The sequence below is a fragment of the Pengzhenrongella frigida genome (assembly GCF_004168625.1).
In the GTDB taxonomy this organism is placed as follows: domain Bacteria; phylum Actinomycetota; class Actinomycetes; order Actinomycetales; family Cellulomonadaceae; genus Pengzhenrongella; species Pengzhenrongella frigida.
Genome location: NZ_SDWW01000014.1, coordinates 1 through 24,891, shown reverse-complemented (window position 1 = coordinate 24,891; position 24,891 = coordinate 1). Strand labels below are relative to the sequence as shown.

Annotated in this window: 22 protein-coding genes; 14 read left to right on the top strand and 8 right to left on the bottom strand. The window is 72.8% G+C overall.

Features of this window, described 5'->3' with window-relative positions:
- Positions 1–31 precede the first annotated feature (31 nt).
- Positions 32–2,674 carry an ATP-dependent chaperone ClpB gene (clpB, locus tag EUA98_RS07520; RefSeq protein ID WP_130102060.1) on the top strand — a complete coding sequence of 881 codons (2,643 nt, stop codon included), beginning with the start codon at positions 32–34 and terminating at the stop codon, positions 2,672–2,674.
- A 10-nt stretch (positions 2,675–2,684) separates the two neighbouring features.
- Here the strand turns inward: clpB and EUA98_RS07515 are convergent, their stop codons facing one another.
- From EUA98_RS07515 to EUA98_RS07505, 3 genes are all read right to left on the bottom strand, one after another.
- Positions 2,685–3,338 (bottom strand): DUF4190 domain-containing protein, encoded by a 654-nt coding sequence (locus EUA98_RS07515; RefSeq protein WP_242511330.1) that lies wholly within the window; start codon positions 3,336–3,338, stop codon positions 2,685–2,687.
- Complete coding sequence (locus EUA98_RS07510) at positions 3,335–3,994, bottom strand: DUF4190 domain-containing protein (protein ID WP_130102059.1); 660 nt, start codon at positions 3,992–3,994, stop codon at positions 3,335–3,337. Before EUA98_RS07510 ends, EUA98_RS07515 begins: the two co-directional genes overlap by 4 nt.
- Before the next feature lie 78 nt (positions 3,995–4,072).
- A complete protein-coding gene (locus EUA98_RS07505; RefSeq protein ID WP_130102058.1) occupies positions 4,073–4,873 on the bottom strand; it encodes an exodeoxyribonuclease III in 801 nt (266 codons plus the stop codon).
- Positions 4,874–4,957: 84 nt separating this feature from the next.
- Between EUA98_RS07505 and EUA98_RS07500 the strand changes: the two genes are divergently transcribed.
- Positions 4,958–5,746, top strand: coding sequence for an SDR family NAD(P)-dependent oxidoreductase (locus EUA98_RS07500; RefSeq protein WP_130102057.1), 789 nt, complete (start codon positions 4,958–4,960; stop codon positions 5,744–5,746).
- 19 nt (positions 5,747–5,765) lie between these two features.
- Here the strand turns inward: EUA98_RS07500 and EUA98_RS07495 are convergent, their stop codons facing one another.
- Entirely contained in the window at positions 5,766–7,622 is a 1,857-nt protein-coding gene (locus tag EUA98_RS07495) for a glycoside hydrolase family 3 protein (RefSeq protein ID WP_130102056.1), read from the bottom strand.
- 212 nt (positions 7,623–7,834) lie between these two features.
- Here EUA98_RS07495 and pyrE point away from each other — a divergent pair, with 212 nt between their 5' ends.
- From pyrE to EUA98_RS07480, 3 genes are read left to right on the top strand one after another with little or no spacing between them, the layout of a single operon-like run.
- On the top strand, positions 7,835–8,395 hold the full coding sequence (gene pyrE, locus EUA98_RS07490; RefSeq protein WP_130102111.1) for an orotate phosphoribosyltransferase: 561 nt from the start codon (positions 7,835–7,837) through the stop codon (positions 8,393–8,395).
- A 27-nt stretch (positions 8,396–8,422) separates the two neighbouring features.
- Positions 8,423–9,127, top strand: a complete 705-nt coding sequence (locus EUA98_RS07485; RefSeq protein WP_130102055.1) for a type III secretion system chaperone family protein — start codon at positions 8,423–8,425, stop codon at positions 9,125–9,127.
- Complete coding sequence (locus EUA98_RS07480; RefSeq protein WP_130102054.1) at positions 9,124–9,711, top strand: LemA family protein; 588 nt, start codon at positions 9,124–9,126, stop codon at positions 9,709–9,711. The genes EUA98_RS07485 and EUA98_RS07480 overlap by 4 nt, the downstream gene beginning before the upstream one ends.
- Positions 9,712–10,021: 310 nt before the next feature.
- On the opposite strand, the gene EUA98_RS07475 is transcribed toward EUA98_RS07480, so the two are convergent.
- The gene (locus tag EUA98_RS07475; RefSeq protein ID WP_130102053.1) at positions 10,022–10,795 is read right to left on the bottom strand and encodes an HAD-IIA family hydrolase; all 774 of its coding nucleotides are present in this window, start codon (positions 10,793–10,795) and stop codon (positions 10,022–10,024) included.
- Positions 10,792–11,520, bottom strand: a complete 729-nt coding sequence (locus EUA98_RS07470; protein WP_350339487.1) for a VTT domain-containing protein — start codon at positions 11,518–11,520, stop codon at positions 10,792–10,794. Before EUA98_RS07470 ends, EUA98_RS07475 begins: the two co-directional genes overlap by 4 nt.
- A 234-nt stretch (positions 11,521–11,754) precedes the next feature.
- Here EUA98_RS07470 and EUA98_RS07465 point away from each other — a divergent pair, with 234 nt between their 5' ends.
- Together EUA98_RS07465 and fbaA are read left to right on the top strand one after the other, a co-directional pair.
- Positions 11,755–12,366: a TrmH family RNA methyltransferase gene (locus tag EUA98_RS07465; protein ID WP_207219008.1), complete on the top strand. Its 612-nt coding sequence runs from the start codon at positions 11,755–11,757 to the stop codon at positions 12,364–12,366.
- 119 nt (positions 12,367–12,485) lie between these two features.
- Positions 12,486–13,505 carry a class II fructose-bisphosphate aldolase gene (gene fbaA, locus EUA98_RS07460; RefSeq protein WP_130102051.1) on the top strand — a complete coding sequence of 340 codons (1,020 nt, stop codon included), beginning with the start codon at positions 12,486–12,488 and terminating at the stop codon, positions 13,503–13,505.
- A gap of 137 nt (positions 13,506–13,642) precedes the next feature.
- Here fbaA and EUA98_RS07455 read toward each other — a convergent pair whose 3' ends face one another.
- Positions 13,643–14,083: an STAS domain-containing protein gene (locus EUA98_RS07455; protein WP_242511329.1), complete on the bottom strand. Its 441-nt coding sequence runs from the start codon at positions 14,081–14,083 to the stop codon at positions 13,643–13,645.
- A gap of 178 nt (positions 14,084–14,261) precedes the next feature.
- Between EUA98_RS07455 and EUA98_RS07450 the strand changes: the two genes are divergently transcribed.
- Together EUA98_RS07450 and EUA98_RS07445 are read left to right on the top strand one after the other, a co-directional pair.
- The gene (locus EUA98_RS07450) at positions 14,262–14,717 is read left to right on the top strand and encodes a DUF3151 domain-containing protein (RefSeq protein WP_130102050.1); all 456 of its coding nucleotides are present in this window, start codon (positions 14,262–14,264) and stop codon (positions 14,715–14,717) included.
- 165 nt (positions 14,718–14,882) lie between these two features.
- Positions 14,883–16,169 (top strand): adenylosuccinate synthase, encoded by a 1,287-nt coding sequence (locus tag EUA98_RS07445; protein ID WP_130102049.1) that lies wholly within the window; start codon positions 14,883–14,885, stop codon positions 16,167–16,169.
- A 35-nt stretch (positions 16,170–16,204) separates the two neighbouring features.
- Here the strand turns inward: EUA98_RS07445 and EUA98_RS07440 are convergent, their stop codons facing one another.
- Positions 16,205–17,716: an XRE family transcriptional regulator gene (locus EUA98_RS07440; protein ID WP_130102048.1), complete on the bottom strand. Its 1,512-nt coding sequence runs from the start codon at positions 17,714–17,716 to the stop codon at positions 16,205–16,207.
- A 122-nt stretch (positions 17,717–17,838) separates the two neighbouring features.
- Here EUA98_RS07440 and EUA98_RS07435 point away from each other — a divergent pair, with 122 nt between their 5' ends.
- The 5 genes from EUA98_RS07435 to EUA98_RS07415 form a co-directional block, all read left to right on the top strand.
- Complete coding sequence (locus tag EUA98_RS07435) at positions 17,839–19,734, top strand: phosphoenolpyruvate carboxykinase (GTP) (RefSeq protein WP_130102047.1); 1,896 nt, start codon at positions 17,839–17,841, stop codon at positions 19,732–19,734.
- A gap of 153 nt (positions 19,735–19,887) precedes the next feature.
- Entirely contained in the window at positions 19,888–21,162 is a 1,275-nt protein-coding gene (gene purD, locus EUA98_RS07430) for a phosphoribosylamine--glycine ligase (protein ID WP_130102046.1), read from the top strand.
- A 112-nt stretch (positions 21,163–21,274) separates the two neighbouring features.
- Complete coding sequence (locus EUA98_RS07425) at positions 21,275–22,219, top strand: phosphoribosylaminoimidazolesuccinocarboxamide synthase (RefSeq protein ID WP_130102045.1); 945 nt, start codon at positions 21,275–21,277, stop codon at positions 22,217–22,219.
- Positions 22,220–22,442: 223 nt separating this feature from the next.
- A complete protein-coding gene (locus EUA98_RS07420) occupies positions 22,443–24,053 on the top strand; it encodes an amidohydrolase (protein WP_130102044.1) in 1,611 nt (536 codons plus the stop codon).
- A gap of 194 nt (positions 24,054–24,247) precedes the next feature.
- Positions 24,248–24,891 (top strand): alcohol dehydrogenase catalytic domain-containing protein (locus EUA98_RS07415; protein ID WP_165372751.1); only part of this gene is annotated, 644 nt, incomplete at its 3' end.

Sequence of the window (24,891 nt, the reverse complement as noted above, 5' to 3'; positions counted from 1 at the left end):
TCAGACCAAACGGCAATCAGTGGAGGACCCCGTGGCCGACAAGCTCACCACCCGCACCCAGGAAGCCCTCGGGGACGCGATCCAGCAGGCGTCCGCCGCCGGCAGCCCCGAGCTCGAGCCGGCGCACCTCCTGAACGCGCTGCTCGCCCAGGAGGGTGGTGTGGCGTCGGGTCTGCTGGACGCTGTCGGCGCGGACCGCAGCGCCCTCGGTCGGCGCGTGCGCGCGGCCCTCGTCGCCCTCCCGGCGGCCAGCGGGACCGCCGTCGCGCAGCCGACCCCGTCCCGGGCGACGTCTGCCGTGCTCGAGACGGCGCGCACCGAGGCGCAGGCGCTCGGCGACGAGTACATCTCGACCGAGCACCTGCTGCTCGGCATCGCTGCGGGTCAGTCCCCCGCGGCCGAGGCGCTGCGGTCGGCCGGCGCGACCCGGGAGACGCTGTTCGCGGCGCTGCCCGCGGTGCGCGGGACGGCGAAGGTCACGAGCCCGAACCCCGAGAACACGTACAAGGCGCTCGAGAAGTACGGCGTGGACCTCACGCAGGCGGCCCGGGACGGCAAGCTCGACCCGGTGATCGGGCGCGACAACGAGATCCGCCGGGTGGTCCAGGTGCTCTCGCGCCGCACCAAGAACAACCCCGTGCTGATCGGCGAGCCCGGGGTGGGCAAGACCGCCGTCGTGGAGGGACTGGCCCAGCGCATGGTCGCCGGGGACGTCCCGGCCTCCCTGACCGACAAGCGACTGATCGCGCTCGACCTCGCGGCGATGGTCGCCGGGGCCAAGTACCGGGGGGAGTTCGAGGAGCGGCTCAAGGCCGTGCTGGAGGAGATCAAGGCTTCCGAGGGCCAGATCGTCACCTTCATCGACGAGCTGCACACCGTCGTCGGCGCCGGCGCGGCCGAGGGCAGCATGGACGCGGGCAACATGCTCAAGCCCATGCTCGCGCGCGGTGAGCTGCGGCTGGTCGGGGCGACGACGCTCGACGAGTACCGCCAGCGGATCGAGAAGGACCCGGCCCTGGAGCGGCGGTTCCAGCAGATCTTCGTCGGTGAGCCGAGCGTCGAGGACACGATCGCGATCCTGCGCGGGCTGAAGGAGCGGTACGAGGCGCACCACAAGGTCGGGATCTCCGACGCCGCGCTCGTCGCAGCGGCGACCCTGTCGAACCGGTACATCCCCGGTCGGCAGCTGCCGGACAAGGCGATCGACCTGGTCGACGAGGCCGCCTCCCGGCTGCGGATGGAGATGGACTCCTCGCCGGTGGAGATCGATGTGCTCCGCCGGGCCGTCGACCGGCTGCTCATGGAGGAGCTCGCGCTGGGGCACTCCGACGACGACGCCTCGATCGAGCGGCTCGCGAAGATCCGTGCCGACCTGGCCGACCGCAAGGAGGAGCTCGCAGCCCTCACCATGCGCTGGGAGGCCGAGACGGCCGGCCACAACCGGGTGGGTGAGCTCCGCGCGCGCCTGGACGAGCTGCGCGGCGTGGCCGAGCGGGCCCTGCGCGAGAACGACCTCGCGCGCGCCAGCCAGCTCATGTACGGCGAGATCCCCGCGGTCGAGAAGGAGATCGCCGAGGCGGAGGAGCGCGAGCACAGCGCCACGCTCGCCGAGGCCGCGACCGCCGGTCAGGACGTCTCGGTCGACGTCGTCGGCCCCGCGCTCGCGCCGATGATCGCCGACAAGGTCGGCGCGGACGAGATCGCCGACGTCGTGGCGGCGTGGACCGGCATCCCGGCCGGCCGCCTGCTCGAGGGTGAGAGCGGCAAGCTCCTGCGGATGGAGGACGCGATCGGGCGTCGGCTCATCGGCCAGGGCCAGGCCGTGGCCGCGGTGTCCGACGCCGTTCGCCGGGCCCGGGCCGGCGTCTCGGACCCCGATCGGCCGACCGGTTCGTTCCTGTTCCTCGGACCCACCGGCGTCGGCAAGACCGAGCTCGCCAAGGCGCTCGCGGACTTCCTGTTCGACGACGAGCGCGCCATGGTCCGCATCGACATGTCCGAGTACGCCGAGAAGCACACCGTCGCTCGGCTCGTCGGGGCGCCACCCGGGTACGTCGGGTACGAGGAGGGCGGTCAGCTCACCGAGGCCGTGCGGCGGCGGCCGTACTCGGTCGTGCTGCTCGACGAGATCGAGAAGGCGCACCCGGAGGTCTTCGACGTGCTGCTCCAGGTGCTCGACGACGGCCGCCTCACCGACGGCCAGGGCCGCACGGTCGACTTCCGCAACGTCATCCTCGTGCTCACCTCGAACCTCGGCTCACAGTTCCTGGTGGACCCGATGCTGAGCGACGAGGCCAAGCGGGAGGCCGTGATGAGCGCGGTCCGGTCCGCGTTCAAGCCCGAGTTCCTCAACCGGCTCGACGACGTCGTGCTGTTCGACGCGCTGACCCTCACCGAGCTCGGCCGGATCGTCGACCTGCAGGTGGCGAACCTCGGGGCGCGGCTCGCCGACCGGCGTCTCACGCTCGAGGTCAGCCCGGCGGCGAGCGAATGGCTCGCGATCGAGGGCTTCGACCCCGCGTACGGTGCGCGACCGTTGCGTCGGCTCGTGCAGCGCGAGATCGGTGACCGGCTGGCCCGGCTGCTGCTCGCGGGCGACGCGCACGACGGCCAGACGGTCGTGGTCGATCGTGCCCCCGGGGATGCGCAGGGTCTGGTGCTCTCGGTCCGCTGAGGTGGTGGGGTCAGGGCAGGAGCGAGCCGGTCAGGGGGGTGCCGTCCGCGCGGTGCAGCAGGCACAGTCCGGTGCGGTCGCCGTCCTCCCACGACTGCTCCGTCGGCGCCCAGGTCACCGGCGTCAGGCCGGCCTCGGTCTCGGCGGCGCTGACCTGGCACGCGGTGGCCACCCGGCGGTCCGCCGCGGCCTGGCCGGGCCAGATCGCGTCGGACTCGAACTCGTACTGCGAGATCACCTGGGCGGCGTGCGGGTCGGTGCAGGGGACGACGCGCACGTCGTTCACCTCACCGTCGTCGGGCAGCGGGTCCAGGCAGTTGCCCGTGACCAGCTGGCGGGCGTGCGCATCGCGGGCCGCCGTGACGTCGGGCGGCAGCGGGCGGGTCTCGAGCACCCCGTTCACGGCGACGACGAGGAGTCCGGCGACCACGAGCGTGGAGATCGTCCCGAGCGCGACGCCCGCGATCGCGAGCCAGCGTCCCCGCGTGCCGTCCCGGCCGATCCGGACCAGCGCGGCGATGCCCAGCACCACGGCGACGAGCCCGAGACCGAGGACGCCGGTCACGAGTGCCGCGATAGCGAACGCGTCGGTCGGCGGCCGGGGCGGTTGCCAGCCCGGCGCGTAGTACGGCCCGTCGGGCGCGGCCAGAGGCGGTTGACTCACATGCCCGCCCCGGCAAAGGCGATCATCATCAGGACCATGGCGGCGACCGCGAAGAGGAGGATGAGGGTGAAGAGGCCCCCGACGACGATGCCCGCGATGGCGAGTCCGCGGCCCTTGGTCCCGTTCCGCTTGATCCCGGACAGCGCGAAGAAGCCGAGGATCAACCCGACCGGTGCCGTGATCCCCAGGAAGATGGCCGAGATGCTCGTGACGAGGGACGCGATCGCCAGGCCGCTGGTGGTCTGGACCGCGTAGGCGTTCCCCGGTCCGTAGGCGTACCCGTACCCGTCCCCGTATCCGGGGGCCGTCATCCCCGCGGTGGTTCCGGGCGCGGGGGCGCCGTACGGGTCGGCGCTGACCTGAGCCCCGGCTCCGTACTGCGCCCCGGCGTACTGCGACCCGGGGCCCTGGTGGCCGGCGTATGCCTGGCCGGCGTATGCCTGACCGGAACCCTGGCGGCTCCCGAACGGGGCGGCGTCGTACGGGCTCGCCGTGAATCGCGGGTCGGGCTCGGGTGCCCCCGGCTCGGGCGCTCGGAAGGGGTTGGGCGGGGTGGGTGCGACCACGTCGAGCTTCGCCTCGAAACCGCTCGGCGGCGGCGGCGCCGGCCAGCTGTCGTCGAGGCGGCCGGGGGACCAGGCGGGTGGCGTGCTCATGGGCTCGAACCTAGTGGCGCGGGGAGCCGGCTCCGACGCGTTCGCCCGAATGCGTCGGGGCGAGCGCGGCCGACGGGCTCAGTCGGCGAGGTCGAGGATCACGGGGACGTGGTCGGAGGCGCCCTTGCCCTTGCGTTCGTTGCGGTCGATCTCCACGCCCGTGGTCCGCGCCGCGAGGGCGGGGGAGGCGTACGCGAAGTCGATCCGCATCCCCTCGTTGCGGGGGAAGCGCAGCTGCTGGTAGTCCCAGTAGGTGTACTTGCGATCCTCCGGGACGTGCTCGCGGGTGACCTCGGTGTACCCGGCTGCGGCGAAGGCGGCGAACGCCGCGCGTTCGGCCGGGGTGATGTGGGTCAGCCCGGCGAACGCGGCGAGGTCCCACACGTCGGTGTCCTTCGGGGCGACGTTCCAGTCGCCCACGAGGGCGATCTGGGCGGCCGGGTCACCGGTGAGCCAGCCTTCGGCCTGGGCCTTGAGCTGGGCGAGCCACTCGAGCTTGTAGGCGAAATGCGGGTCCTCGACGGCGCGGCCGTGGGGCACGTACAGGCTCCACACGCGCACGCCGCCGCACGTCGCGCCGATCGCGCGCGCCTCGACGACGGGCTCCAGGGTCGGGGCGGCGAACGTCGGCTGCCCGGCGAAACCCTGTTCGACGTCGGCCAGGCCCACGCGCGAGACGATCGCGACTCCGTTCCACTGGCTCAGGCCGAACGTCGCGACCTCGTACCCGGCGGCCTCGAACCCCGCGCGCGGGAACTGCTCGTCCTTGCACTTGGTCTCCTGCAGGGCGAGCACGTCCGTACCGCTGCGCTCGAGAAAGGCGAGCACACGGTCTGCTCGGGAGCGGATCGAGTTGATGTTCCAGGTTGCCAGCCGCATGCGGTCAGGCTAACCGTCGAAAGGTGCGGAGCCCTTCGCGCGGGCGGCGGCGCGCGGGGTTCGGTCCACCGTAGGCTGACTCCCATGGCTACCGTTCTGATCACTGGTGCGAGTGCCGGGCTCGGCCTCGAGTTCGCCTGGCAGCTCGCCACCGCGCGGTACGACCTCGTCCTCGTGGCGCGGGACGCCGAGCGCCTCGGGCGCCTCGCCTCGCAGCTGCACGCCGCTGCCGGGGTGAACGTCGAGGTGCTGGCCGCGGACCTGTCCGTGCGGGCCGACGTCGAGCGGGTCGCCGAGCGGCTGCGCGCGACCGAGAAGCCCGTCAGCCTGCTCGTCAACAACGCCGGGTTCGCGCTGCACCAGAAGTTCGTCGGCGGCGACCTCGCGGTCGAGGAACGTGCGCTCGAGGTCATGGTCCGCGCGGTCCTGGTGCTGTCCCATGCCGCCGCCGAGCAGATGGCCGCCCGCGGGCGGGGTGCCATCCTCAACGTGGCGTCGATCGCTGCGCTGTTCACGACCGGCACGTACGCCGCGCACAAGGCATGGGTGCGGACGTTCACCGAGGGGCTGGCGGTGGCGCTCGAGGGCACCGGGGTCACGGCGACCGTGCTGTGCCCCGGCTTCGTGCACACCGAGTTCCACGAGCGGGCCGACATCGACATGGCCGACTACCCCGAGATCGCCTGGCTCAACGCCGACGCCGTCGTGGCGACCGCCCTGGCCGACGTGCGGCGCGGTGCAGTCATCTCGACCCCGAGCCTGCGCTACCGCGCGGTCTCCGGTGTCATGCGCCTGCTGCCGCGGGCCGCGGTCCGCTCGATCGGCAAGTACCGCAAGCAGACCGAGCCCGTCGAGGACGTCTCGACCGACTGAGGTTCCCCGCGCCGCCGCGTCAGAGCGTCAGGCCGTGGCCCGCCGGGAAGACCGGGTCGATCGTGTCCGACGGGACATCCGGGCGCGACGCGCGCACGGCGTCCATCGAGCGCGGCAGCTGGAACGGCAGCCGCCCGTGCGGCGCAACGACGCCGGTGAGCGCGTCCGCGAGCGCGGGACCGGACGTGCCGTACGAGCCGACGATCGCGGTCGCCAGCCCGACCAGCGGGGTGAGGATCGACGGACGCTCGAGGTTGACGTCGAGCACCACCGGGACCCGCTCGGCCAGTGCCCGCACCTGGGCGACGACCTCGTCCGAGTACTCCAGCGAGCCGGCGTGGAACCACGCCTCGAGGAACATCGTGTCGCGGGGCTCGAACGGCCCGGCCAGGCGCACGACGGCGACGTCGGCGTCCGAGACGTCGTCGACCACGGTGCCGAGAAGCGCGGCCTCCGCGGCCGAGAACCCGATCGCGAGCACGCGCGACCCGGGGGTGAGCGGCAGGATCGCGCCGTTCGTCAGCATGCCGTTCGTCAGCACCGTGACCGCGCGGCTCTGCGCGCGCAGCCCGGCGGCGACGAAGTCCGCGCGCCCGACGACGGCCTCGGCGGCGTCCTCGTCGACGTACGGGTCGTCGAACAGCCCGAGCTCGAACTTGACCCGCAGCAACCGGCGGACGGACTCGTCGAGCCGGGCCTCGGTGACCTGGCCGTCGCGCACCAGGCCGATCAGCAGGTCCGGGCACTCCTCGCCGCCGAACTGGTCGCAGCCCGCGTCGAGGATCTTCGCCATCCGCCCGGGGGCGTCGAGGTGCTCGGCGCCCCACGCCCGCGCCGCGAGCACCTGGCCGCTCGCGACGAGGTTGTCGTTGACGAGCTCCCAGTCGGTCACCACGACGCCGTCGTACCCGAGCTTCTCGCGCAGCAGACCGGTGACGATCTGGCGGTTGTAGCCGAAGCCGACCTCCTCGATCGGCTCGCCGTCGACGACCAGATCGACCGGCATGCCGTAGTACGGCATCATCGCCGCGGTCCGGTGCGCGATCGCGACCCGGAACGGCGCGAGGTGCTCCTCGAACCGTCCGCCCGGGTAGACCTGCTCGCGGCCGTACGGGAAGTGCGCGTCCTCGCCGTCCTTCTGGGGGCCGCCGCCGGGGAAGTGCTTGGTGGTGCAGGCGACCGAGCCGGTGCCGAGCAGCCCGCCGGGCCCCTGGAAGCCGTCGAGATAGGCAGCGGTGAACTCGCTGGTCAGGAGCGTGTCCTCACCGAAGGTGCCGAGCTGGCGGGCCCACCGGGGCTCGGTCGCCAGGTCGACGCACGGGTGCAGCGCGGCGCGGATCCCGACCGCGGCGTACTCCTGGCGCGCGACGTCGGCGAACTCGCGCACGAGGTCGACGTCGCCGATGGCGGCCAGGCCGAGCGAGTCGGGCCACTGCGAGAAGTGGCCGGCGGCGAACGACACCCCGGAGTTCTCGTGGAACGCGTGCCGGGGGTCCGTCGAGACGGTCACCGGGATGCCGAGCGGCGTGTGCTCGGCGAGCACCTGCAGGGCGTTGTGCCAGCGCGCGGCCAGCCGCGGGGTCGGCAGCTTGTGCACGTTGAAGTGGTTGACCCGCTTGCCCTGCACCACGAGCGTCGTCGGGGACTTGCTGATGACGCCCAGCGCCTCGACCAGCGAGCCGTCCGCCCCCGTCTCGATCACCGTCTGGAACATCAGGCCGGCCTTGTCCTCGAGCGTCATCCGCCCGAGCAGGTCCTCGACGCGGGCGCCGACCGGCAGCCGCGGGTCCTCGTACGGGTCCAGCACGCCGTTGCCGTTCAGATCGCGGAACACGGTGCCGTCCGGCGCGATCACGGTCGTCAGGGGGGTGGTCATGAGGGTCCTCAAGGGTGGGGTAGGTCCTGCAGCGCTGGAGTGCCGGCCTCGACCAACAGGGTCCCACGGGCACGTCGCCGTCCCCGACGCCGGCGATGCCTGACGCCGCCGATGCCTGACGCCGGCCCGACGGCGGTGTCCCCCGTCCGGTCCCGTTGGCCGGGGCGATCGATCGGTAGCCTGGGGGCGTGACCGGACCCGATCCCGCCCTGATGTCCCCCACGCCTCGCGAGCAGCTGCGCGACCTGATCAGCGAGCTCGCCGTCGTGCGTGGTCGGGTGACGCTGTCGTCCGGCGCGGAGGCCGACTACTACGTCGACCTGCGCCGGATCACGCTGCACCACCGCGCCGCTCCCCTCGTCGGGCACGTGCTCCTCGACCTGCTCGAGGAGGTCGGGCTCGGCACCGCCGAGGTGGACGCCGTCGGCGGGCTGACCCTCGGTGCCGACCCGGTCGCGACCGCCCTGCTGCACGCGGCCGCCGCCCGCGGCCAGGACCTCGACGCGTTCGTGGTGCGCAAGGAGGCCAAGGCGCACGGCATGCAGCGCCGGGTCGAGGGGCCCGACATCGCCGGGCGTCGCGTCGTCGTCCTCGAGGACACCTCGACCACCGGCGCCTCACCGATCGCGGCCGTCGAGGCCGCGCGCGAGGCCGGGGCCGACGTCGTCGGCGTCGCGGTGATCGTCGACCGGGCGACCGGCGCGCGCGAGAAGATCGAGGCGCTCGGGGTGCCGTACCACTACCTGTTCGACCTGCAGGATCTCGGCCTGTAGGGCCCGGGCGACGAGGGGACCGGGCCGATGGAGATCTCTCTGCTGTTCGCCGTCGCGTTCCTGCTCGTGCCCGCGATCGGCGTGGTCGGCCTCGTCCTGCAGCGCCGGCGGACGCATGCCCTGGCAGCCTGGGCGGCCCTCAACGGGTGGGAGTACCGCAGCTCCGCACCCGAGCTCACCGAGCGGTGGCGGGGGCTGCCGTTCGGGATCGGGAGCTCGCGCCGGGCCACCGACGTGCTGTCGGGCACGTGGCAGGGCCGGCCGGCGACGTCGTTCCGGTACCGGTACACCGACCAGGGCGGGGAGCACCGGACCACGCACACGTTCCACGTGCTCCTGCTCGGGCTGCCGGCGTTCCTGCCGACCCTCGAGCTCACCCCCGAGGGGATGGGAGCCCGGCTGGCCAAGGCGATCGGGGGTCAGGACCTGCAGTTCGAGTCGGAGGACTTCAACCGGGCCTGGCGCGTGACCTCGCGCATGCCGCGCTTCGCGTCCGACGTCGTCCATCCGCGGCTGATGGAGCGGCTGCTGCGACCCGGGTCGGCCACCAACCTGCGCATCGAGGGCACCGAGATCCTCACCTGGTCGGCCGGAAGCACCGATCTCGACCTCATCGCCTCCCGCCTGGGCCTGCTCGACGCCGTCGTGCGCTCGGTCCCGCGCTTCGTCTGGCTGGAGCATGGCTACGATCCGAGTCCCCCCACGTTCACCCCGTTCGAGGAGCAGAAGTGACTGCAGTAACCATCGCTGTGATCGTCATCGTCGCGATCATCGTCATCACCCTGATCTGGGCGATCGCCACGTACAACGGGTTCGTGCGGCTGCGGAACCTGGTCCAGGAGGCGTGGCGGCAGATCGACGTCGAGCTGCACCGCCGGCACGACCTGATCCCCAACCTCCTCGAGACGGTCAAGGGCTACGCCGCCCACGAGCGTGGCGTGTTCGAGGAGGTCACCCGGGCGCGGGCGGCCGCCGTCGGCGGTGGGCCGACCAGCCCGGCCACGCAGGCCCAGCAGGAGAACGTGCTGAGCCAGGCCCTCGGGCACCTGTTCGCGGTCGCCGAGAACTACCCGGTGCTGCGCGCGAGCGAGAACTTCCAGCAGCTGCAGCTCGAGCTCACGAACACCGAGGACCGGATCGCGGCCGGCCGCCGGTTCTACAACGCCAACGTGCGCCTGCTGAACACGAAGGTCGAGTCGTTCCCGTCGAACCTGATCGCCTCGGCGTTCGGCTTCAGCCGTGCGGAGTACTTCGAGACCGAGGACCCGGCCGTCCGCGCCGTCCCGAACGTCACCTTCGGCACCCCCACCGACTGACCCGCCCCACCGGCCCGCCCAGCCCGCCCAGCCCGGCCAACCGACCCGCCCGAACGCCCGGACCCGGCAAACTCGCCGAGTGCGGGTGTTCGGTCGTTGTGGCGGAGCCGGGAGCAGCCGAACGCCCGCACTCGACCCCGTACGGACGCCCGTGCTCGACCGGGCGGGTCCGGAACCGTCGGACGCCCCGGACACCTACTCCCGACCGCGGAGCTCGCCGAGTGCGGAACATCGGTTGGTGCGGGCGGGTCCGGAACGACCGAACGCCCGCACTCGGCGGGGTGCGGGCTGGTGGGTCAGGCTGGTGGGGTCAGATCAGGGGGACCAGGTCGGCGATCGAGTCGACGACGTGGTGCGGGCGAAACGGGAACCGGCCGACGTCCTCCGCCCGGGTCGAGCCGGTGAGCACGAGGTAGGTGGCCAGGCCGGCCTCGATGCCCGCGACGATGTCGGTGTCCATCCGGTCGCCGACCATCGCGGTGTGCTCGGAGTGCGCGTCGATCCGGTTCAGGGCCGACCGGAACATCATCGGGTTCGGCTTGCCCACGAAGTACGGGTCCCGGCCGGTCGCGCGGGTGATCAGCGCGGCGACGGCGCCGGTCGCCGGCAGGTCGCCGTCCTTGCTCGGCCCGGTCGCGTCCGGGTTCGTGGCGATGAACCGGGACCCGCCCTGGATGAGCCGGATCGCCTTCGTGATCGACTCGAACGAGTAGGTGCGCGTCTCGCCGAGCACGACGTAGTCGGGGTCCGAGTCGGTGAGCGTGTAGCCGGCCTCGTAGAGCGCGGTCGTCAGGCCCGCCTCGCCGATCACGTAGGCGCTGCCGCCCGGCATCTGGTCCTTGAGGAACTGGGCCGTGGCCAGCGCCGAGGTCCACAGGGCGATCTCGGGCACGTCGATCCCCGAGACGGCCAGCCGGGCCCGCAGGTCGCGCGGCGTGAAGATCGAGTTGTTCGTCAGGACCAGGAACGGCAGGCCCTTGTCGCGCAGCGCGGTGACGAACTCCGGCGCCCCCGGGATCGCGTGCCCCTCGTGCACCAGCACGCCGTCCATGTCGGACAGCCAGCTGCGGATCTCGCGCGTCATCCCTCGACGTCCGTCGGCTCGACCCGAGCGTGCGCCTGCGACCCGTCGGCCGGGCTCGCGCCCTTTCCGAGGCGGGCCCGCAGCAGCTCGATCGCCACCGGCACGACCGAGACCCCGACGATCCCCACCAGGATGAGCTCGATGTTGTCCTTGACGATGGTGACGTTGCCGAGGAAGTACCCGAGCACGGTCACGCCGACGCCCCACATCAGCGCTCCGACGACGTTGAACGAGACGAAGTGGCGGTAGCTCATCTTGCCGACGCCGGCGGTCACCGGGGCGTACGTCCGCACGAACGGGACGAACCTGGCGATGATGATCGTGCGCCCGCCGTACTTCTCGAAGTACGCGTTGGTGTGATCGATGTACTGCTGCTTGAAGATCCGCGAGTCGGGCCGGTCGAACAGCTTCGGGCCGATCGTGCGGCCGATGAAGTAGGCCACCTGGTCACCCAGGAACGCGGCGAGGAAGATCAGCAGGCAGAGCAGCCAGAGCGGGAAGTCCAGCTCGGACTGCGCCACCAGCAGGCCGGCGGTGAACAGCAGCGAGTCGCCGGGGAGGAACGGGAACAGCAGCCCCGTCTCGATGAAGACGACGATCACGATGCCGATCAGGGCATACGGACCGAACGACGCGATCAGCGAGTCGGCATGCATCCAGTCCGGTACGAGACCGGACGACAGGCCGCTGGACAGGGGGGCCGCGAAGGCCGTCAGCTCAAGCACACCGTCCAGAGTACGGGGGGCGCGCCCTCGTCCCCATTCGGTGCGCCGCCTCCGGGGCTCGCCCCGACGTGGAGCACCCACGCAGTTTCTCGTTAGGGTCGTCCCCGCACGTGGCCGCCGCGGCCGGTGTCGAGGGGTGGGTCGATGACTGAGGCACTGGGCGAGCGCACCGCGTTCGACGTGACGTCCCAGGTCCGCGGCCCCGACGGCCCGGACGGGACGGCGGAGGTCCGGATGGAGGTCGGCGTCGGCCCCTGGCCCGGTGGGCCGGAGGCGTGGCCGGACGACCCCCGCTACGACCCCGAGCTCCTCGGATGCGGCGACCGGCGCAACGTCGTCGACCGCTACCGGTACTGGTCGATGGACGCGATCGTCGCCGACCTCGACACCCGCCGGCACCCGTTCCACGTCGCCATCGAGAACTGGGCGCACGACATGAACATCGGGTCGGTCGTGCGGACCGCGAACGCGTTCGCCGCCGCCGAGGTGCACATCGTCGGGCGCCGCCGCTGGAATCGGCGCGGCGCGATGGTCACCGACCGCTACCAGCACCTGCGCCACCACGCCGACGTCGCCGACCTGCTGACCTGGGCGGATGGGGCCGGGATCCCGGTCCTCGGGATCGACAACCTGCCCGGTTCGGTGCCGCTCGAGGGGTACGCCCTGCCGCGGGCGTGCGTGCTGCTGTTCGGGCAGGAGAGCGTGGGGCTGTCCGACGAGGCGCGGGCGGGGGCGCGGGACGTGCTGCACATCGCGCAGTTCGGCTCGACCCGCTCGATCAACGCGGGCGCGGCCGCCGCGATCGCGATGCACGCGTGGATCGCGCAGCACGCGCACGTCGGCTGAGCTCCTTCGAGCGCTCACCAGCGCGTCCATAGGCGGGACGTCCCGGCCACGCGGCGTTCATCCGTGCCAGAATCGAAGCGAAAATCACCACACCCGAACACGTCTGAGGAGATCCGTCGATGGGCATCGCAACCCCCGAGGTATACATCGAGATGCTGGACCGGGCGAGGGCCGGCAAGTTCGCCTACCCCGCCATCAACGTGACGTCCTCCTCGACCATCACGGCCGCCCTCCAGGGCTTCGCCGAGGCCGAGAGCGACGGCATCCTGCAGGTCTCCGTCGGCGGCGCCGAGTACGCGTCCGGCTCGACGATCAAGAACCGCGTCTCCGGGACGCTCGCCCTCGCGGCGTTCGCCACCGAGGCCGCGAAGAACTACGGCATCACCGTCGCGCTGCACACCGACCACTGCGTCGCCGCGAACCTTGACTCCTGGGTCCGCCCGCTGCTCGCCCTCGAGGCGGAGCAGGTCAAGGCCGGCAAGCTCCCCACGTTCCAGTCGCACATGTTCGACGGCTCGACCGTGCCGCTCGCCGAGAACCTCGTCATCGCCGAGGAGCTGCTCGCGCTCTCCGTGGCGGCCCGCACGCTGCTCGAGATCGAGATCGGCGTCGTCGGCGGCGAAGAGGACGGCCACATGGCCGAGATCAACGACAAGCTGTACACGACCGTCGCTGATGGCCTGGCCACCGTCGCCGCCCTCGGTTCGGGCGAGAAGGGCCGGTACCTCACCGCCCTGACGTTCGGCAACGTGCACGGCGCCTACAAGCCCGGTGCGGTCAAGCTGCGTCCGGCGATCCTCGCGGACATCCAGAAGGCCGTCGGCGACTCGCTCGGCAAGGTCAACCCGTTCGACCTCGTCTTCCACGGCGGATCGGGCTCGACCGCGGCCGAGATCTCCGAGGCTGTCGACAACGGCGTCATCAAGATGAACATCGACACCGACACCCAGTACGCGTACACGCGTCCGGTCGCCGGCCACATGCTCAAGAACTACGACGGCGTCCTGAAGATCGACGGCGAGGTCGGCAACAAGAAGATGTACGACCCGCGCGCCTGGGGCAAGCTGGCCGAGGCCGGACTGGCCGCTCGCCTCGTCGAGGCCTGCCAGCAGCTGCGTTCGGCGGGCACCAAGATCTGACCTGGTACCCACCAGCTGCACCGCATCTCGCGACCAACGTCCGAGCGCGGGCGTCCGAGAGGACGTCGGCGCTCGGACGTTGTCGTGTCAGGTCCAGGCGATCAGGCGGTCAGGCGGTGCTCGAGGCGCCGTCGGCGCTAGAGCTCGGTGCCGGGGTCGTCGTCGTCGACGACGTCGAGCAGCTCGCCGATGCGGGTGACCTCGAGCAGGAAGCGAACCGTGGGCGGCACGCGGATCAGCCGGACCGGCGTGGTGCTGCGGGTCGAGAGCCGAGCCAGGAACGCGACCCCGGACGAGTCCATGAACGTCACGTGGTGCGCGTCGATCTCGATCGGTTGGTGCGCGTGCTCAGCGGCGGCGGCCGCGTCATGGAGGTCGTCCGCCAGCTCGGTGTCGATCTCGCCCGCGAGCACGATCCGGGTCCGGTCCGCGCCGACGAACACGTGCACGGTGCCCGGCTCGACGGCGCCGGGGCCGAACGTCGGGGCGACCGTCTCGACGGGGTCGGCCACCTCAGGCTGGGCGGCCGGGTCGATGGGGTCGGGTGCGTCGCCCGGCGGGCCGTCTGCATCTGCCACGGTGCTCCTGACGTCGGTGCGCTGCGTGACCGCGTCCGCGACCACTTTTCGGACATAGGACCTCGCTCGCACGCTAGACGATCCGGGCCGCTCGTGGTCAGGTTCTCGGCCGCGAATCCTGGTCGCGCCGGGGCCGGACGTGGCCGCACGCCGCCCTGCGACGGTCCACACTGTCCCGATGAGCCTCGAACACCCGACCTCCCGCAACCTCCTCGACGGCCCGGCCCCCGTGCTCCTGCCTGCCACGCACCCCGATACCGCGGCCCGCGCGGCGCTCGCGGCCGGGGCCGAGGTGCGCGACGTCGTCCGCCACGAGCCGGCGTCGTCGTACCTGTGGGCGTTGCTCGCGGAGGAGGCCCTCGCGCCGGCCGGCGGCGGTGCGTCCGACCCGGTCGCCGCCTACGCCTATGCCCGCACCGGGTACCACCGCGGTCTCGACGCGCTGCGCCGCGCGGGCTGGCGCGGCCAGGGACCCGTCCCGGTCGACCACGTGCCGAACCAGGGCGTGCTGCGGGCCGTGCTCGCCCTGTCGGAGGCGGCCGCCGCGATCGGCGAGGCCCCGGAGGCCGAACGGTGCGCGCAGCTCCTGCTCGACTCGGGCACGACCCCGGCGGAGGTCGCCGCCCTGCGCTGACCGGCTGCGCAGCGCTGACCGGCCGCTGCGCTGAGACGGGGCCCACGCCGCCGTCGTGCCCTCAGGTAACCTCTATCCGGGGTTCCGGGCCACTGCCGTCCGGGCCCCGGCTGACGCGGTTCGACCGGGTGCCAGCCACCAAGGCAGGGCGAGAGTGGGAATCAGATGCCAGCCGTCGTAGTCATCGGCGCCCAGTGGGGCGACGAGGGCAAGGGCAAGGCGACCGATCAGCTCGGTTCGCACGCGGACTATGTCGTGAAGTTCAACGGCGGCAACAACGCGGGCCACACCGTCGTGATCGGGGACGAGAAGTACGCGCTGCACCTGCTCCCCTCGGGCATCCTGTCGCCGGGAGTCACCCCGGTGATCGGCAACGGCGTCGTGATCGACCTCGAGGTCCTCTTCCAGGAGCTCGACGCGCTCATCGAGCGGGGCGTGGACGTCAGCCGCCTGCTCGTCTCGAGCGACGCGCACATCATCGCGCCGTACAACCGCACGCTCGACAAGGTCACCGAGCGGTTCCTCGGCAGCCGCAAGATCGGCACGACCGGCCGCGGCATCGGGCCCACCTACGCGGACAAGATCTCCCGCGTGGGCATCCGCGTGCAGGACCTGTTCGACGAGCACATCCTGCGCCAGAAGGTCCAGGGCGCCCTCGAGCAGAAGAACCACCTGTTCGTGAAGGTCTACAACCGCCGCGCCATCACGGTCGAGGAGACCGTGGCCGAGCTGCTCAAGTTCGCCGAGCGCCTGCGCCCGATGATCGCGGACGCGTCGATCGTGCTGAACCGCGCGCTCGACGACGGCAAGATCGTCGTCTTCGAGGCCGGTCAGGCCACCATGCTCGACGTCGACCACGGCACCTACCCGTTCGTCACGTCCTCCAGCTCGACCGCGGGCGGCGCGTGCACCGGCTCGGGCATCGGGCCGACCCGGATCGACCGCGTCGTCGGCGTCATCAAGGCGTACACGACCCGCGTCGGCGAGGGCCCGTTCCCGACGGAGCTGCTCGACGAGATGGGCGAGCACCTGCGCCAGACCGGTGGGGAGTTCGGCGTCACGACCGGGCGGCCGCGCCGCTGCGGCTGGTACGACGCCGTCGTGGCCCGCTACTCGGGCCGCATCAACGGGCTCACCGACCTCGTGCTCACCAAGCTCGACGTGCTCACCGGCCTGGACAAGATCCCGGTCTGCGTCGCGTACGACGTCGCGGGCGTGCGGCACGACGAGATGCCGATGAACCAGAGCGACTTCCACCACGCCGTGCCGATCCTCGAGGAGTTCGACGGCTGGACCGAGGACATCACCGGCTGCCGGACCTTCGAGGAGCTGCCGGCGAACGCGCAGGCGTACGTCCTCGCGCTCGAGGCGATGAGCGGGACGCGGATCTCCGCGATCGGCGTCGGACCCGACCGCGAGGCGACCATCACCCGGCACGACCTGCTGGGCTGACCGCAGGCCGCCGCCGGTGGGGTGCGGGGCGGCGGTCAGCTCGTGGCGTGCCGTTCGAGGAAGGCGTACAGGTCCGTGTCGTCGACCCCCGGGAACCTGCCCTGCGGCAGCGGCGCGAGGATCTGCGAGTGCAGGCGCGCGCTCGGCCAGGACTGGTCGGACCAGCGCGAGGCCAGGTCGGCCGGCGGGCGCCGGCAGCAGGTGTCGTCCGGGCAGCGCGACACCGTGTGCCGGGTCGTCTCGCGGCCACGGAACCACTTCGAGTGCGCGTACGGCACCCCCACGGTGATCGAGAACGGGCCTGACGACGTCGCCCCGGTCTGGGTGGTGCACCAGAACGTGCCGTTCGGGGTGTCGGTGTACTGGTGGAACTCGGTGGTGCGGTCCCGCCGGGCGAAGGCCGCCCGCGCCGCCCAGTGCTTGCACACCAGCTGCCCCTCGATCGCGCCGGTCGGGTCCGTGCGGAAGCCCACCCGGTCGTTCTCGTACCCGCGGTACAGCGCGCCGTCGTCGCCCACCCGCAGGAAGTGCACAGGCAGACCGAGGTGGACGGTCGCGAGGTTCGTGAACCGGTGCGCGGCCGCCTCGTGCGTGACGCCGAACGCGTCGCGGAAGTCCTCGATCGCCAGGTCCTTCTCCTTCTTCGCCGCGGACAGGTAGTCGAGCGCCGCGGTGCGGGGGATGAGCGCGGCCGCGGCGAAGTAGTTGATCTCGACCCGCTGCCGCAGGAAGTCGGCGTAGCTTGCCGGCCGCTCGTGGCCGAGCACCCGGTGCGCGACCGCCTGCAGCGCGAGCGACCGCAGGCCGTGCCCGCCCGGGATCGACGCGGGCGGCAGGTAGATCCGCCCGTTCGCGAGGTCGGTGACGGTCCGGGTCGAGTGCGGCAGGTCGCGCACGTGGATGATCGTGAACCCGAGCTGTTCGGCCATCCGTGCCACCGCCCGGTGCGTGACGGCCCCCACGGTGTACCCGGCTGCCCGCACCATGTCCTCGCCGAGCTGCTCGATGTCGGGCAGGTAGTTGTCCTTGCTCCGCATCCACAGCCGCAGCTCGGTGTTCGCCCGGCGCGCCTCCTCCGGGGTGGCGATCGACTGGTTCGCGCGCCGGGCCAGCTCGGTGTGCAGCCCGACGAGCGACTCGAGCGCCTCGACCGGCAGCTTGCGGCCCGGACGGACCGGCGGCAGGCCGAGGGAGGCGTACAGCGAGCCGCGCTGGGCCCGGTCGAGGGCGATCTCGAGCGCGGCCCGGCGGCTCGGCGGCTCGGCGGCCAGCAGGTCCGCGAGCGGCACGTCGAGCGCGGCAGCGATGGCGCGCAGGAGCGACAGGCGGGGCTCGCGGTGCCCGTTCTCGATCAGCGAGAGCTGGCTCGAGGCCGTGCCGACCGCGGCGGACAGCCGGTCGAGCGTGAAGGATCGTTCCGTGCGGAAGTGTCGGATCCGGCGACCGAGGGTGATCAGGTCGGGTGCCGCAGCGCCCGCGTCGACCGCCGGGTCGCCGTCGGCGCCGTCGTCGTCGGCCAGGGGGGTGGAGCGCGGGGTGGGGACCATGACTTGACGCTAGAGCAAGAACGGCGATTCTTCTCGGCAACTCGGGTGGAAAAGTGTGCGCCTCGAGCGGAGGGTGGAAGAACAACACGCCGAGATGTCCCCCGCTGTGAGAGGCCGATCGCATGACGCTCCTGGATAGCTCCGTAGCCAACACTCGCCGGACCCGTCTCGAGCAGCCCGTCTTCGGCGGGGGTGAGCCGGTCCAGACCAGGCACGCCGCCCTGCGCGCCTGGGTCGCCCAGGTCGCGGCGCTCACCGAGCCGGCCCGGATCGAGTGGTGCGACGGGTCGGACCAGGAGTGGGCACGGCTGACGGACCTGCTCGTGGACCGCGGCACGCTGCTGCGCCTGGACCCGGTGCTGCGACCGGACTCCTACCTGGCCCGCTCCGCGCCGTCGGACGTCGCCCGCGTCGAGGACCGCACGTTCATCTGCTCCGAGCGGCCCGAGGATGCCGGCCCGACGAACAACTGGCGTGAGCCGGTGGTCATGCGCGCCGAGCTGACCGGCGTGTTCGCCGGGTCGATGCGCGGCCGCACGATGTACGTCGTGCCGTTCTCGATGGGACCGCTCGGCGGCCCGATCTCGCAGCTCGGGGTGCAGCTGACCGACTCGGCCTACGTCGCGGTGAGCATGCGCACCATGACCCGGATGGGCGCGGCCGTGCTCGACCTGCTCGGGGCCGACGGTGACTTCGTGCCGGCGGTGCACTCCGTGGGCGCCCCGCTCGTCGAGGCGGACGGCACCGACGGCGAAGAAGGCGGCCCGCTCGACGTCGCCTGGCCGTGCAGCGAGACCAAGTACATCGCGCACTTCCCCGAGACCCGCGAGATCTGGTCCTACGGCTCGGGCTACGGCGGCAACGCGCTGCTCGGCAAGAAGTGCTTCGCCCTGCGGATCGCCTCGGTGATGGCGCGCGACGGCGGTTGGCTGGCCGAGCACATGCTCATCCTCAAGGTGACCTCCCCCGAGGGCCGCCCGTTCCACCTGGCCGCGGCGTTCCCGTCGGCGTGCGGCAAGACGAACCTCGCGATGCTCACGCCGACCATCCCGGGCTGGAAGGTCGAGACGATCGGTGACGACATCGCGTGGATGCGACCGGGCGCGGACGGTCGGCTGCGCGCGATCAACCCCGAGGCGGGCTTCTTCGGCGTCGCGCCCGGCACCGGGCACTCGACCAACCCGATCGCCGTCGCGACGATGACCGAACGCACCATCTTCACCAACGTCGCCCTGACCGACGACGGCGACGTGTGGTGGGAGGGCCTGACCGACGAGGCCCCCGCGCACCTGATCGACTGGCGCGGCGCCCACTGGACGCCGTCGTCCACGACCCCGGCCGCGCACCCGAACTCGCGGTTCACCGTCGCGGCGAGCCAGTGCCCGACCATCGCGCCCGAGTGGGAGGCGCCCGAGGGGGTCCCGATCGACGCCATCCTGTTCGGCGGGCGGCGCGCGACCAACGTGCCGCTCGTGGCGCAGTCCCTCGACTGGGCGCACGGGGTGTTCATGGGCGCCACGATCTCGTCCGAGCAGACCGCGGCGGCGGAGGGGACCGTCGGGGCGCTGCGCCGCGACCCGTTCGCGATGCTGCCGTTCTGCGGCTACAACATGGCCGACTACTGGGGCCACTGGCTCGAGATGGGGGACGTGCTCGGCGACGTCGGCCGACCGCTGATCTTCCAGGTCAACTGGTTCCGCAAGGGCGCCGACGGGAAGTTCCTGTGGCCGGGGTTCGGGGAGAACTCGCGCGTGATCGAGTGGATCCTGCGCCGGGTGGAGGGGACGGCGGACGCGGTCCCCGCGCCGGTCGGGTACCTCCCGGCCGACGGTGCCCTGAACCTCACGGGGCTGGACCTGGACGCGGCGACCGTCCGGGCGCTGTTCGAGGTGGACCCGGCGTCCTGGCTGGCGGAGTGCGAGCTGACGCAGGAGTACTTCGCCCAGTTCGGCGCCACCCTCCCGGCCGAGATGACCACCCAGCTCGACGCCCTGCGCAGCCGCCTCGCCGCCGGCTGACCCGCCTCGACCCACCTCGCCGAGGGGGTGATTCCCGTCCGACTACAACGGCGTGTTCGGACGGGATTCACCTTCTCGGCGGGGGCTTTTCGGAGTCGGCTGAGGGTCTGCCAGGGGTCTGCCGGGGGTCTGCCGGGCCGATAGGTTGTCCGGGTGAAGATTCTTGTGGTGGGGACCGGCGCCCGCGAACACGCCCTCGTCCGCGCACTCGCCGTCGGGCCCGACGGGGGTGCGCCCCACGAGCTGCACGCCGCCCCGGGCAACCCGGGGATCGGCGAGCTCGCCGAGCTGCACGACGTCGACGCGTTCGACGGCGCCGCCGTCGCCGCGCTGGCGACGTCCCTCGGTGCCGATCTCGTCGTCGTCGGCCCCGAGGGGCCCCTGGTCGCCGGGGTGGCCGACGCCGTCCGCGACGCCGGGATCGCGTGCTTCGGCCCCAGCGCCGAGGCCGCCGTGCTCGAGGGGTCGAAGGCCTTCGCCAAGGAGGTCATGGCCCTCGCCGGGGTGCCCACCGCGATGGCCCACGTGTGCACCACCCTCGCCGAGGTCGCCGACGCGCTCGACGCGTTCGGCGCGCCGCACGTCGTCAAGGACGACGGTCTGGCCGCCGGCAAGGGCGTGGTGGTCACGTCCGACCGGGCCGAGGCGCTCGCGCACGCCGCGTCCTGCCTGGACAAGCCCGGCGGGACCGTGCTGATCGAGGAGTACCTCGACGGGCCGGAGATCTCGCTGTTCTGCCTGACCGACGGTGTCACGGTCGTGCCGCTCGCGCCGGCGCAGGACTTCAAGCGCGCGCACGACGGCGATGCCGGCCCGAACACCGGCGGCATGGGCGCGTACTCGCCGCTGCCGTGGGCACCCGAGGGCCTGGTCGCCGACGTGCTCGAGCGCGTCGCGCAGCCGACCGTCGACGAGATGGCCCGCCGCGGGATCCCGTTCACCGGCGTGCTCTACGTCGGCCTCGCGATGACGAGTCGGGGCATGCGTGTGGTCGAGTTCAACGCCCGGTTCGGCGACCCCGAGACGCAGGTGGTGCTCGCCCGGCTCAAGACCCCGCTCGCGGGCGTGCTGCACGCCGCGGCGACCGGGCACCTCGCCGACGTGCCGCCGCTGCGCTGGCGCAAGGCGGCCGCGGTGACCGTCGTCGTGGCCGCGCACGGGTACCCCGAGTCGGCCCGCGGCGGCGACCCGATCACCGGGATCGAGGCCGCCGAGCAGGTCGAGGGGGTGCACGTGCTGCACGCGGGCACGGCGCTCTCCGACGGCGGTTCGCTCGTCGCCGCCGGGGGACGCGTGCTCTCCGTGGTCGGTGTCGGCCCGGACCTGGCGGCGGCCCGCGCGGCGGCGTACGCCGGCGTCGAGCAGATCGCCCTGCCCGGCTCGCACCACCGGTCGGACATCGCCCTGGCGGTGTCGACCGCGTCCTGACCGACGCTGAGCCGAAGGTTCGCTCGCCGCGCCGCGCCTCGCCTCGTCCCGGACCGGCTTCGGCCGACCGGCAGGTGGCGCGCGCTGCACCGCCGTCCGCCGATGCGGGAGGATGACTCCCGTGATCCAGCCACCTGCGCCTGTGCCCGGAACCGCCCTCGACCTGCCGGGTTGGACCCACACCTACGCCGGCAAGGTCCGTGACCTGTACCTGCCGGCCGCGCCGCACCCCGACGGCGACGTCGTGCTCGTGGTCGCGAGCGACCGGATCAGCGCGTACGACCACATCTTGCCCTCGCCCGTCCCCGGCAAGGGCGTCGTGCTGACCCAGCTCAGCCTGTGGTGGTTCGACCAGCTCAGCGACCTCGTGCCGAACCACGTCGTGAGCCTGGACGTCCCGGCGCAGGTTGCCGGGCGCGCGATGATCTGCCAGCGCCTGGAGATGTTCCCGGTCGAGTGCGTCGCCCGCGGCTACCTGACCGGCTCCGGGCTGGTGGAGTACCGCCGCGGCGGGCCCGACGGCGGCAGCGTGTGCGGGGTCCCGCTGCCCGGCGGTCTGGTGGACGGGTCACGGCTGCCCGCGGCGATCTTCACCCCGGCGACCAAGGCCGCCGTCGGCGAGCACGACGAGAACGTGAGCTACGACGTCGTCGCGCGCGCGATCGGGGCCGACGACGCGGCGCGCCTGCGCGATCTCACCCTGGCGGTGTACGGCCGGGCCGAGGCGATCGCCCGCGGACGCGGACTGATCCTGGCGGACACGAAGTTCGAGTTCGGCCGGGCGACCCAGGGCCCGTACGCCGGCGCGATCGTGCTCGGCGACGAGGTGCTCACTCCCGACTCGTCGCGGTTCTGGCCGGCGGACACGTGGGCCCCGGGCCGCGCGCAGGCGAGCTTCGACAAGCAGTACGTGCGCGACTGGCTGACGTCGTCGGCGTCGGGCTGGGACCGTGCGGGCACGACGCCGCCGCCCGAGCTCCCGGCCGAGGTCGTCGAGCGCACGCAGGCGAGGTACCACGAGGCGTACGAGCGCCTCACCGGCCACCCCCTGCGGTAGGCCCGGGCCGGGTCCGGGGTCCGCAGGCGCATGCTCGGGCAGGGTGCGCGGTGTGGACAGCCGCGCGTGGGGCTGCAGTGTCGCCGTGTGGTCGGTGGGATGTCTCATCTGCCCCGGTGGCCACTCTCGCCCCAGGTGCGGCTGTCAGCACCGGGCACCGAACGGCGTCGGGGATGCGGCGTCGTCGCGGCTGGGCATTGGTATGACAACTCGGAGCGTCATGATGAGTCGCGCGGAAGAGCCGGTGCGGCGTGGGGAGGACGGGGTGGCGGTCACGGTGAGTGGTTCGGTTCTGCTGAGCGGTGGACGGCTGCTGGGGTCGACCCAGCTCGTCGATGTGCTCGTGCGAGACGGTCGGGTGGTGAGCATCGCCGCGGCGGCAGCTGGTCGTCCGGGCGGGTCGGGCGGGTCTGACGGCTCGGGCGGGCCGGGCGTGTCTGACGGCGCCGACGAGCCCGAGCGCGTGGAGCTCGGCGGGCGCACCGTGATGCGCGGGCTTCGGGATGCGCACGTGCACTTCGCCCAGTGGGCGCTGGCCAGGCAGCGGCTCGACGTGTCGGGGGCACGGTCCGCGGCCGACACGGTTGCGCTCGTCGTCGCGCGCCTGCGGGACCGCCCGCTCGCCCCGGGTGCGCCGCTCATCGGGTTCGGGTTTCGCGACGGGCTCTGGCCGGACGCCCCGAGCGCCGCGATGCTCGACGACGGCCTGCGCGCGGCCGGCCTGCCGGACACCCCGGTCGTGCTCGTGTCCGGTGACCTGCACTGCGGGTGGCTGAACGTGACCGCGCTGGCGCGTCACGGCGTCGTCGGGCACCCGACCGGGATCATGCGCGAGCAGGAGTGGTTCGCGCTCAGTGAGGCCATCAGTGCGGTGCCGACCCCCGTGCTCGACGCCTGGGTCGACGAGGCCGCGCGGGCTGCCGCCGCGCGCGGGGTCGTCTCGGTCATCGACTACGAGCTGGCCGACAACCTGGTCGCCTGGCGTCGGCGGATCGACGCGGGCGCGGACGCGCTGCGGGTCGCGGCGGGTACCTGGCCCGAGCACCTCGACCAGGCGGGACTGCGTGAGTTCGCCACCGGTGACGTCGTGCCCGGCTCGGACGGGCTGCTCACCCAGGGGCCGCTCAAGGTGATCAGCGACGGCTCGCTCAACACCCGCACGGCGTTCTGCCACCAGGTGTACCCCGGTCTCGAGGGAACGACGGCGCCGCACGGGGTGCTCGCCGTCGGCCCGGAAGAGCTCACCCGGCTGATGGCCACGGCGACCCGGTTCGGGCTGACGTGTGCGATCCACGCGATCGGCGATCGCGCGGTCGGGCTCGCGCTCGACGCGTTCGAGGCGACCGGCGCGCGGGGCAGCATCGAGCACGCGCAGCTGCTCGCGCCCGCGGACCTCGTCCGGTTCGCCGCGCTCGGCGTCGTCGCGAGCATCCAGCCCGAGCATGCCCTCGACGACCGGGATGTCGCCGACCGGCACTGGCCCGGGCAGACCGGTCGCGCGTTCGCCTACGCCGACCTGCTCGCGGCCGGCGCGGAGCTCGTGCTCGGGTCGGATGCGCCCGTCGCGCCGCTCGATCCGTGGCTCGCGATCGCCGCGGCGGTGCACCGCTCCCGCGACGACCGCGAGGCGTGGCACCCCGAGCAGGAGCTTCCGCTGGACGTCGCGCTCGCGGCCTCGACCGGGGGTCGGGCGGGCGTCGAGGTCGGGGACGTCGCGGACCTCGCGATCGTCGACGTCGACCCGTTCGACGCCGACGACGCGACGCTGCGAGCCATGCCGGTCAGTGGAACGCTGCTCGCCGGCCGGTGGACCTGGTGCACGCTGACCCGATGATGCCCGACGCCGCCACCACGCCTCCCGCACTGACGAGTCCCGCACTGACGACTCCCCCGCCGACGTCTTCGCCGACGATCCCGACGGGCCAGGTGGTCGGGTCCACGAACCCGAAGGCTGTCGATTCTGGGTCGACGAGCCCGGGAGCCACGGATCTCGGGACGGCGAGCCCGGCCGCGTTCGGCGTTCCGCTGATGCGTGCGGTCGTGTTCGAGGAGTTCGGCGGCCCGCTGGTGGTCCGCGAGGTGCCGATCCCCGGGTGCCCGGCCGACGGCGTCGTCGTGCGCGTCGCCGCGACCGGCGTGTGCCGCAGCGACTGGCACGGCTGGCAGGGGCACGACGACGGGATCACGCTCCCGCACGTGCCGGGGCACGAGCTCGCCGGGACCGTGGCCGAGGTCGGCCCGGCGGTGCGCGACTGGCGTGTGGGCGACGACGTGACCGTGCCGTTCGTGTGCGCGTGCGGCGAGTGTGCGGCGTGCGCGGCCGGGGAAGGGCAGGTGTGCGAGTGCCAGACCCAGCCCGGGTTCACGCAGGCCGGGTCGTTCGCCCAGTACGTGGCGCTGGACCACGCGGACGTCAACCTGGTCCGGCTGCCCGTCGGCATGTCGCCGGTGACCGCGGCCGCGCTCGGTTGCCGGTTCGCGACCGCCTACCGCGCCGTCACCGTGCACGCCCGGCCCCGCGCCGGCGACTGGCTCGCGGTCCACGGCTGCGGCGGCGTCGGGCTGTCGGCGGTGATGATCGCCGTGGCCGACGGCGCCCAGGTGGTTGCGCTCGACGTGTCGGCCGGGGCGCGCCAGGCGGCGCGGGCCTGCGGCGCCGAGGTCGTGCTGGA

What these genes read in the sequence shown, in the direction of transcription:
- EUA98_RS07485 (WP_130102055.1), top strand. Translation starts at nt 8,423, where the DNA reads ATGGAGATCTCTCTGCTGTTCGCCGTCGCGTTCCTGCTCGTGCCCGCG.
- EUA98_RS07420 (WP_130102044.1), top strand. Translation starts at nt 22,443, where the DNA reads ATGAGTCGCGCGGAAGAGCCGGTGCGGCGTGGGGAGGACGGGGTGGCG.
- fbaA (WP_130102051.1), top strand. Translation starts at nt 12,486, where the DNA reads ATGGGCATCGCAACCCCCGAGGTATACATCGAGATGCTGGACCGGGCG.
- EUA98_RS07500 (WP_130102057.1), top strand. Translation starts at nt 4,958, where the DNA reads ATGGCTACCGTTCTGATCACTGGTGCGAGTGCCGGGCTCGGCCTCGAG.
- EUA98_RS07435 (WP_130102047.1), top strand. Translation starts at nt 17,839, where the DNA reads ATGACGCTCCTGGATAGCTCCGTAGCCAACACTCGCCGGACCCGTCTC.
- EUA98_RS07440 (WP_130102048.1), bottom strand. Translation starts at nt 17,716, where the DNA reads ATGGTCCCCACCCCGCGCTCCACCCCCCTGGCCGACGACGACGGCGCC.
- EUA98_RS07495 (WP_130102056.1), bottom strand. Translation starts at nt 7,622, where the DNA reads ATGACCACCCCCCTGACGACCGTGATCGCGCCGGACGGCACCGTGTTC.
- pyrE (WP_130102111.1), top strand. Translation starts at nt 7,835, where the DNA reads ATGTCCCCCACGCCTCGCGAGCAGCTGCGCGACCTGATCAGCGAGCTC.
- EUA98_RS07505 (WP_130102058.1), bottom strand. Translation starts at nt 4,873, where the DNA reads ATGCGGCTGGCAACCTGGAACATCAACTCGATCCGCTCCCGAGCAGAC.
- EUA98_RS07445 (WP_130102049.1), top strand. Translation starts at nt 14,883, where the DNA reads ATGCCAGCCGTCGTAGTCATCGGCGCCCAGTGGGGCGACGAGGGCAAG.
- EUA98_RS07475 (WP_130102053.1), bottom strand. Translation starts at nt 10,795, where the DNA reads ATGACGCGCGAGATCCGCAGCTGGCTGTCCGACATGGACGGCGTGCTG.
- EUA98_RS07465 (WP_207219008.1), top strand. Translation starts at nt 11,755, where the DNA reads ATGGAGGTCGGCGTCGGCCCCTGGCCCGGTGGGCCGGAGGCGTGGCCG.
- EUA98_RS07510 (WP_130102059.1), bottom strand. Translation starts at nt 3,994, where the DNA reads ATGAGCACGCCACCCGCCTGGTCCCCCGGCCGCCTCGACGACAGCTGG.
- EUA98_RS07425 (WP_130102045.1), top strand. Translation starts at nt 21,275, where the DNA reads ATGACTCCCGTGATCCAGCCACCTGCGCCTGTGCCCGGAACCGCCCTC.
- EUA98_RS07450 (WP_130102050.1), top strand. Translation starts at nt 14,262, where the DNA reads ATGAGCCTCGAACACCCGACCTCCCGCAACCTCCTCGACGGCCCGGCC.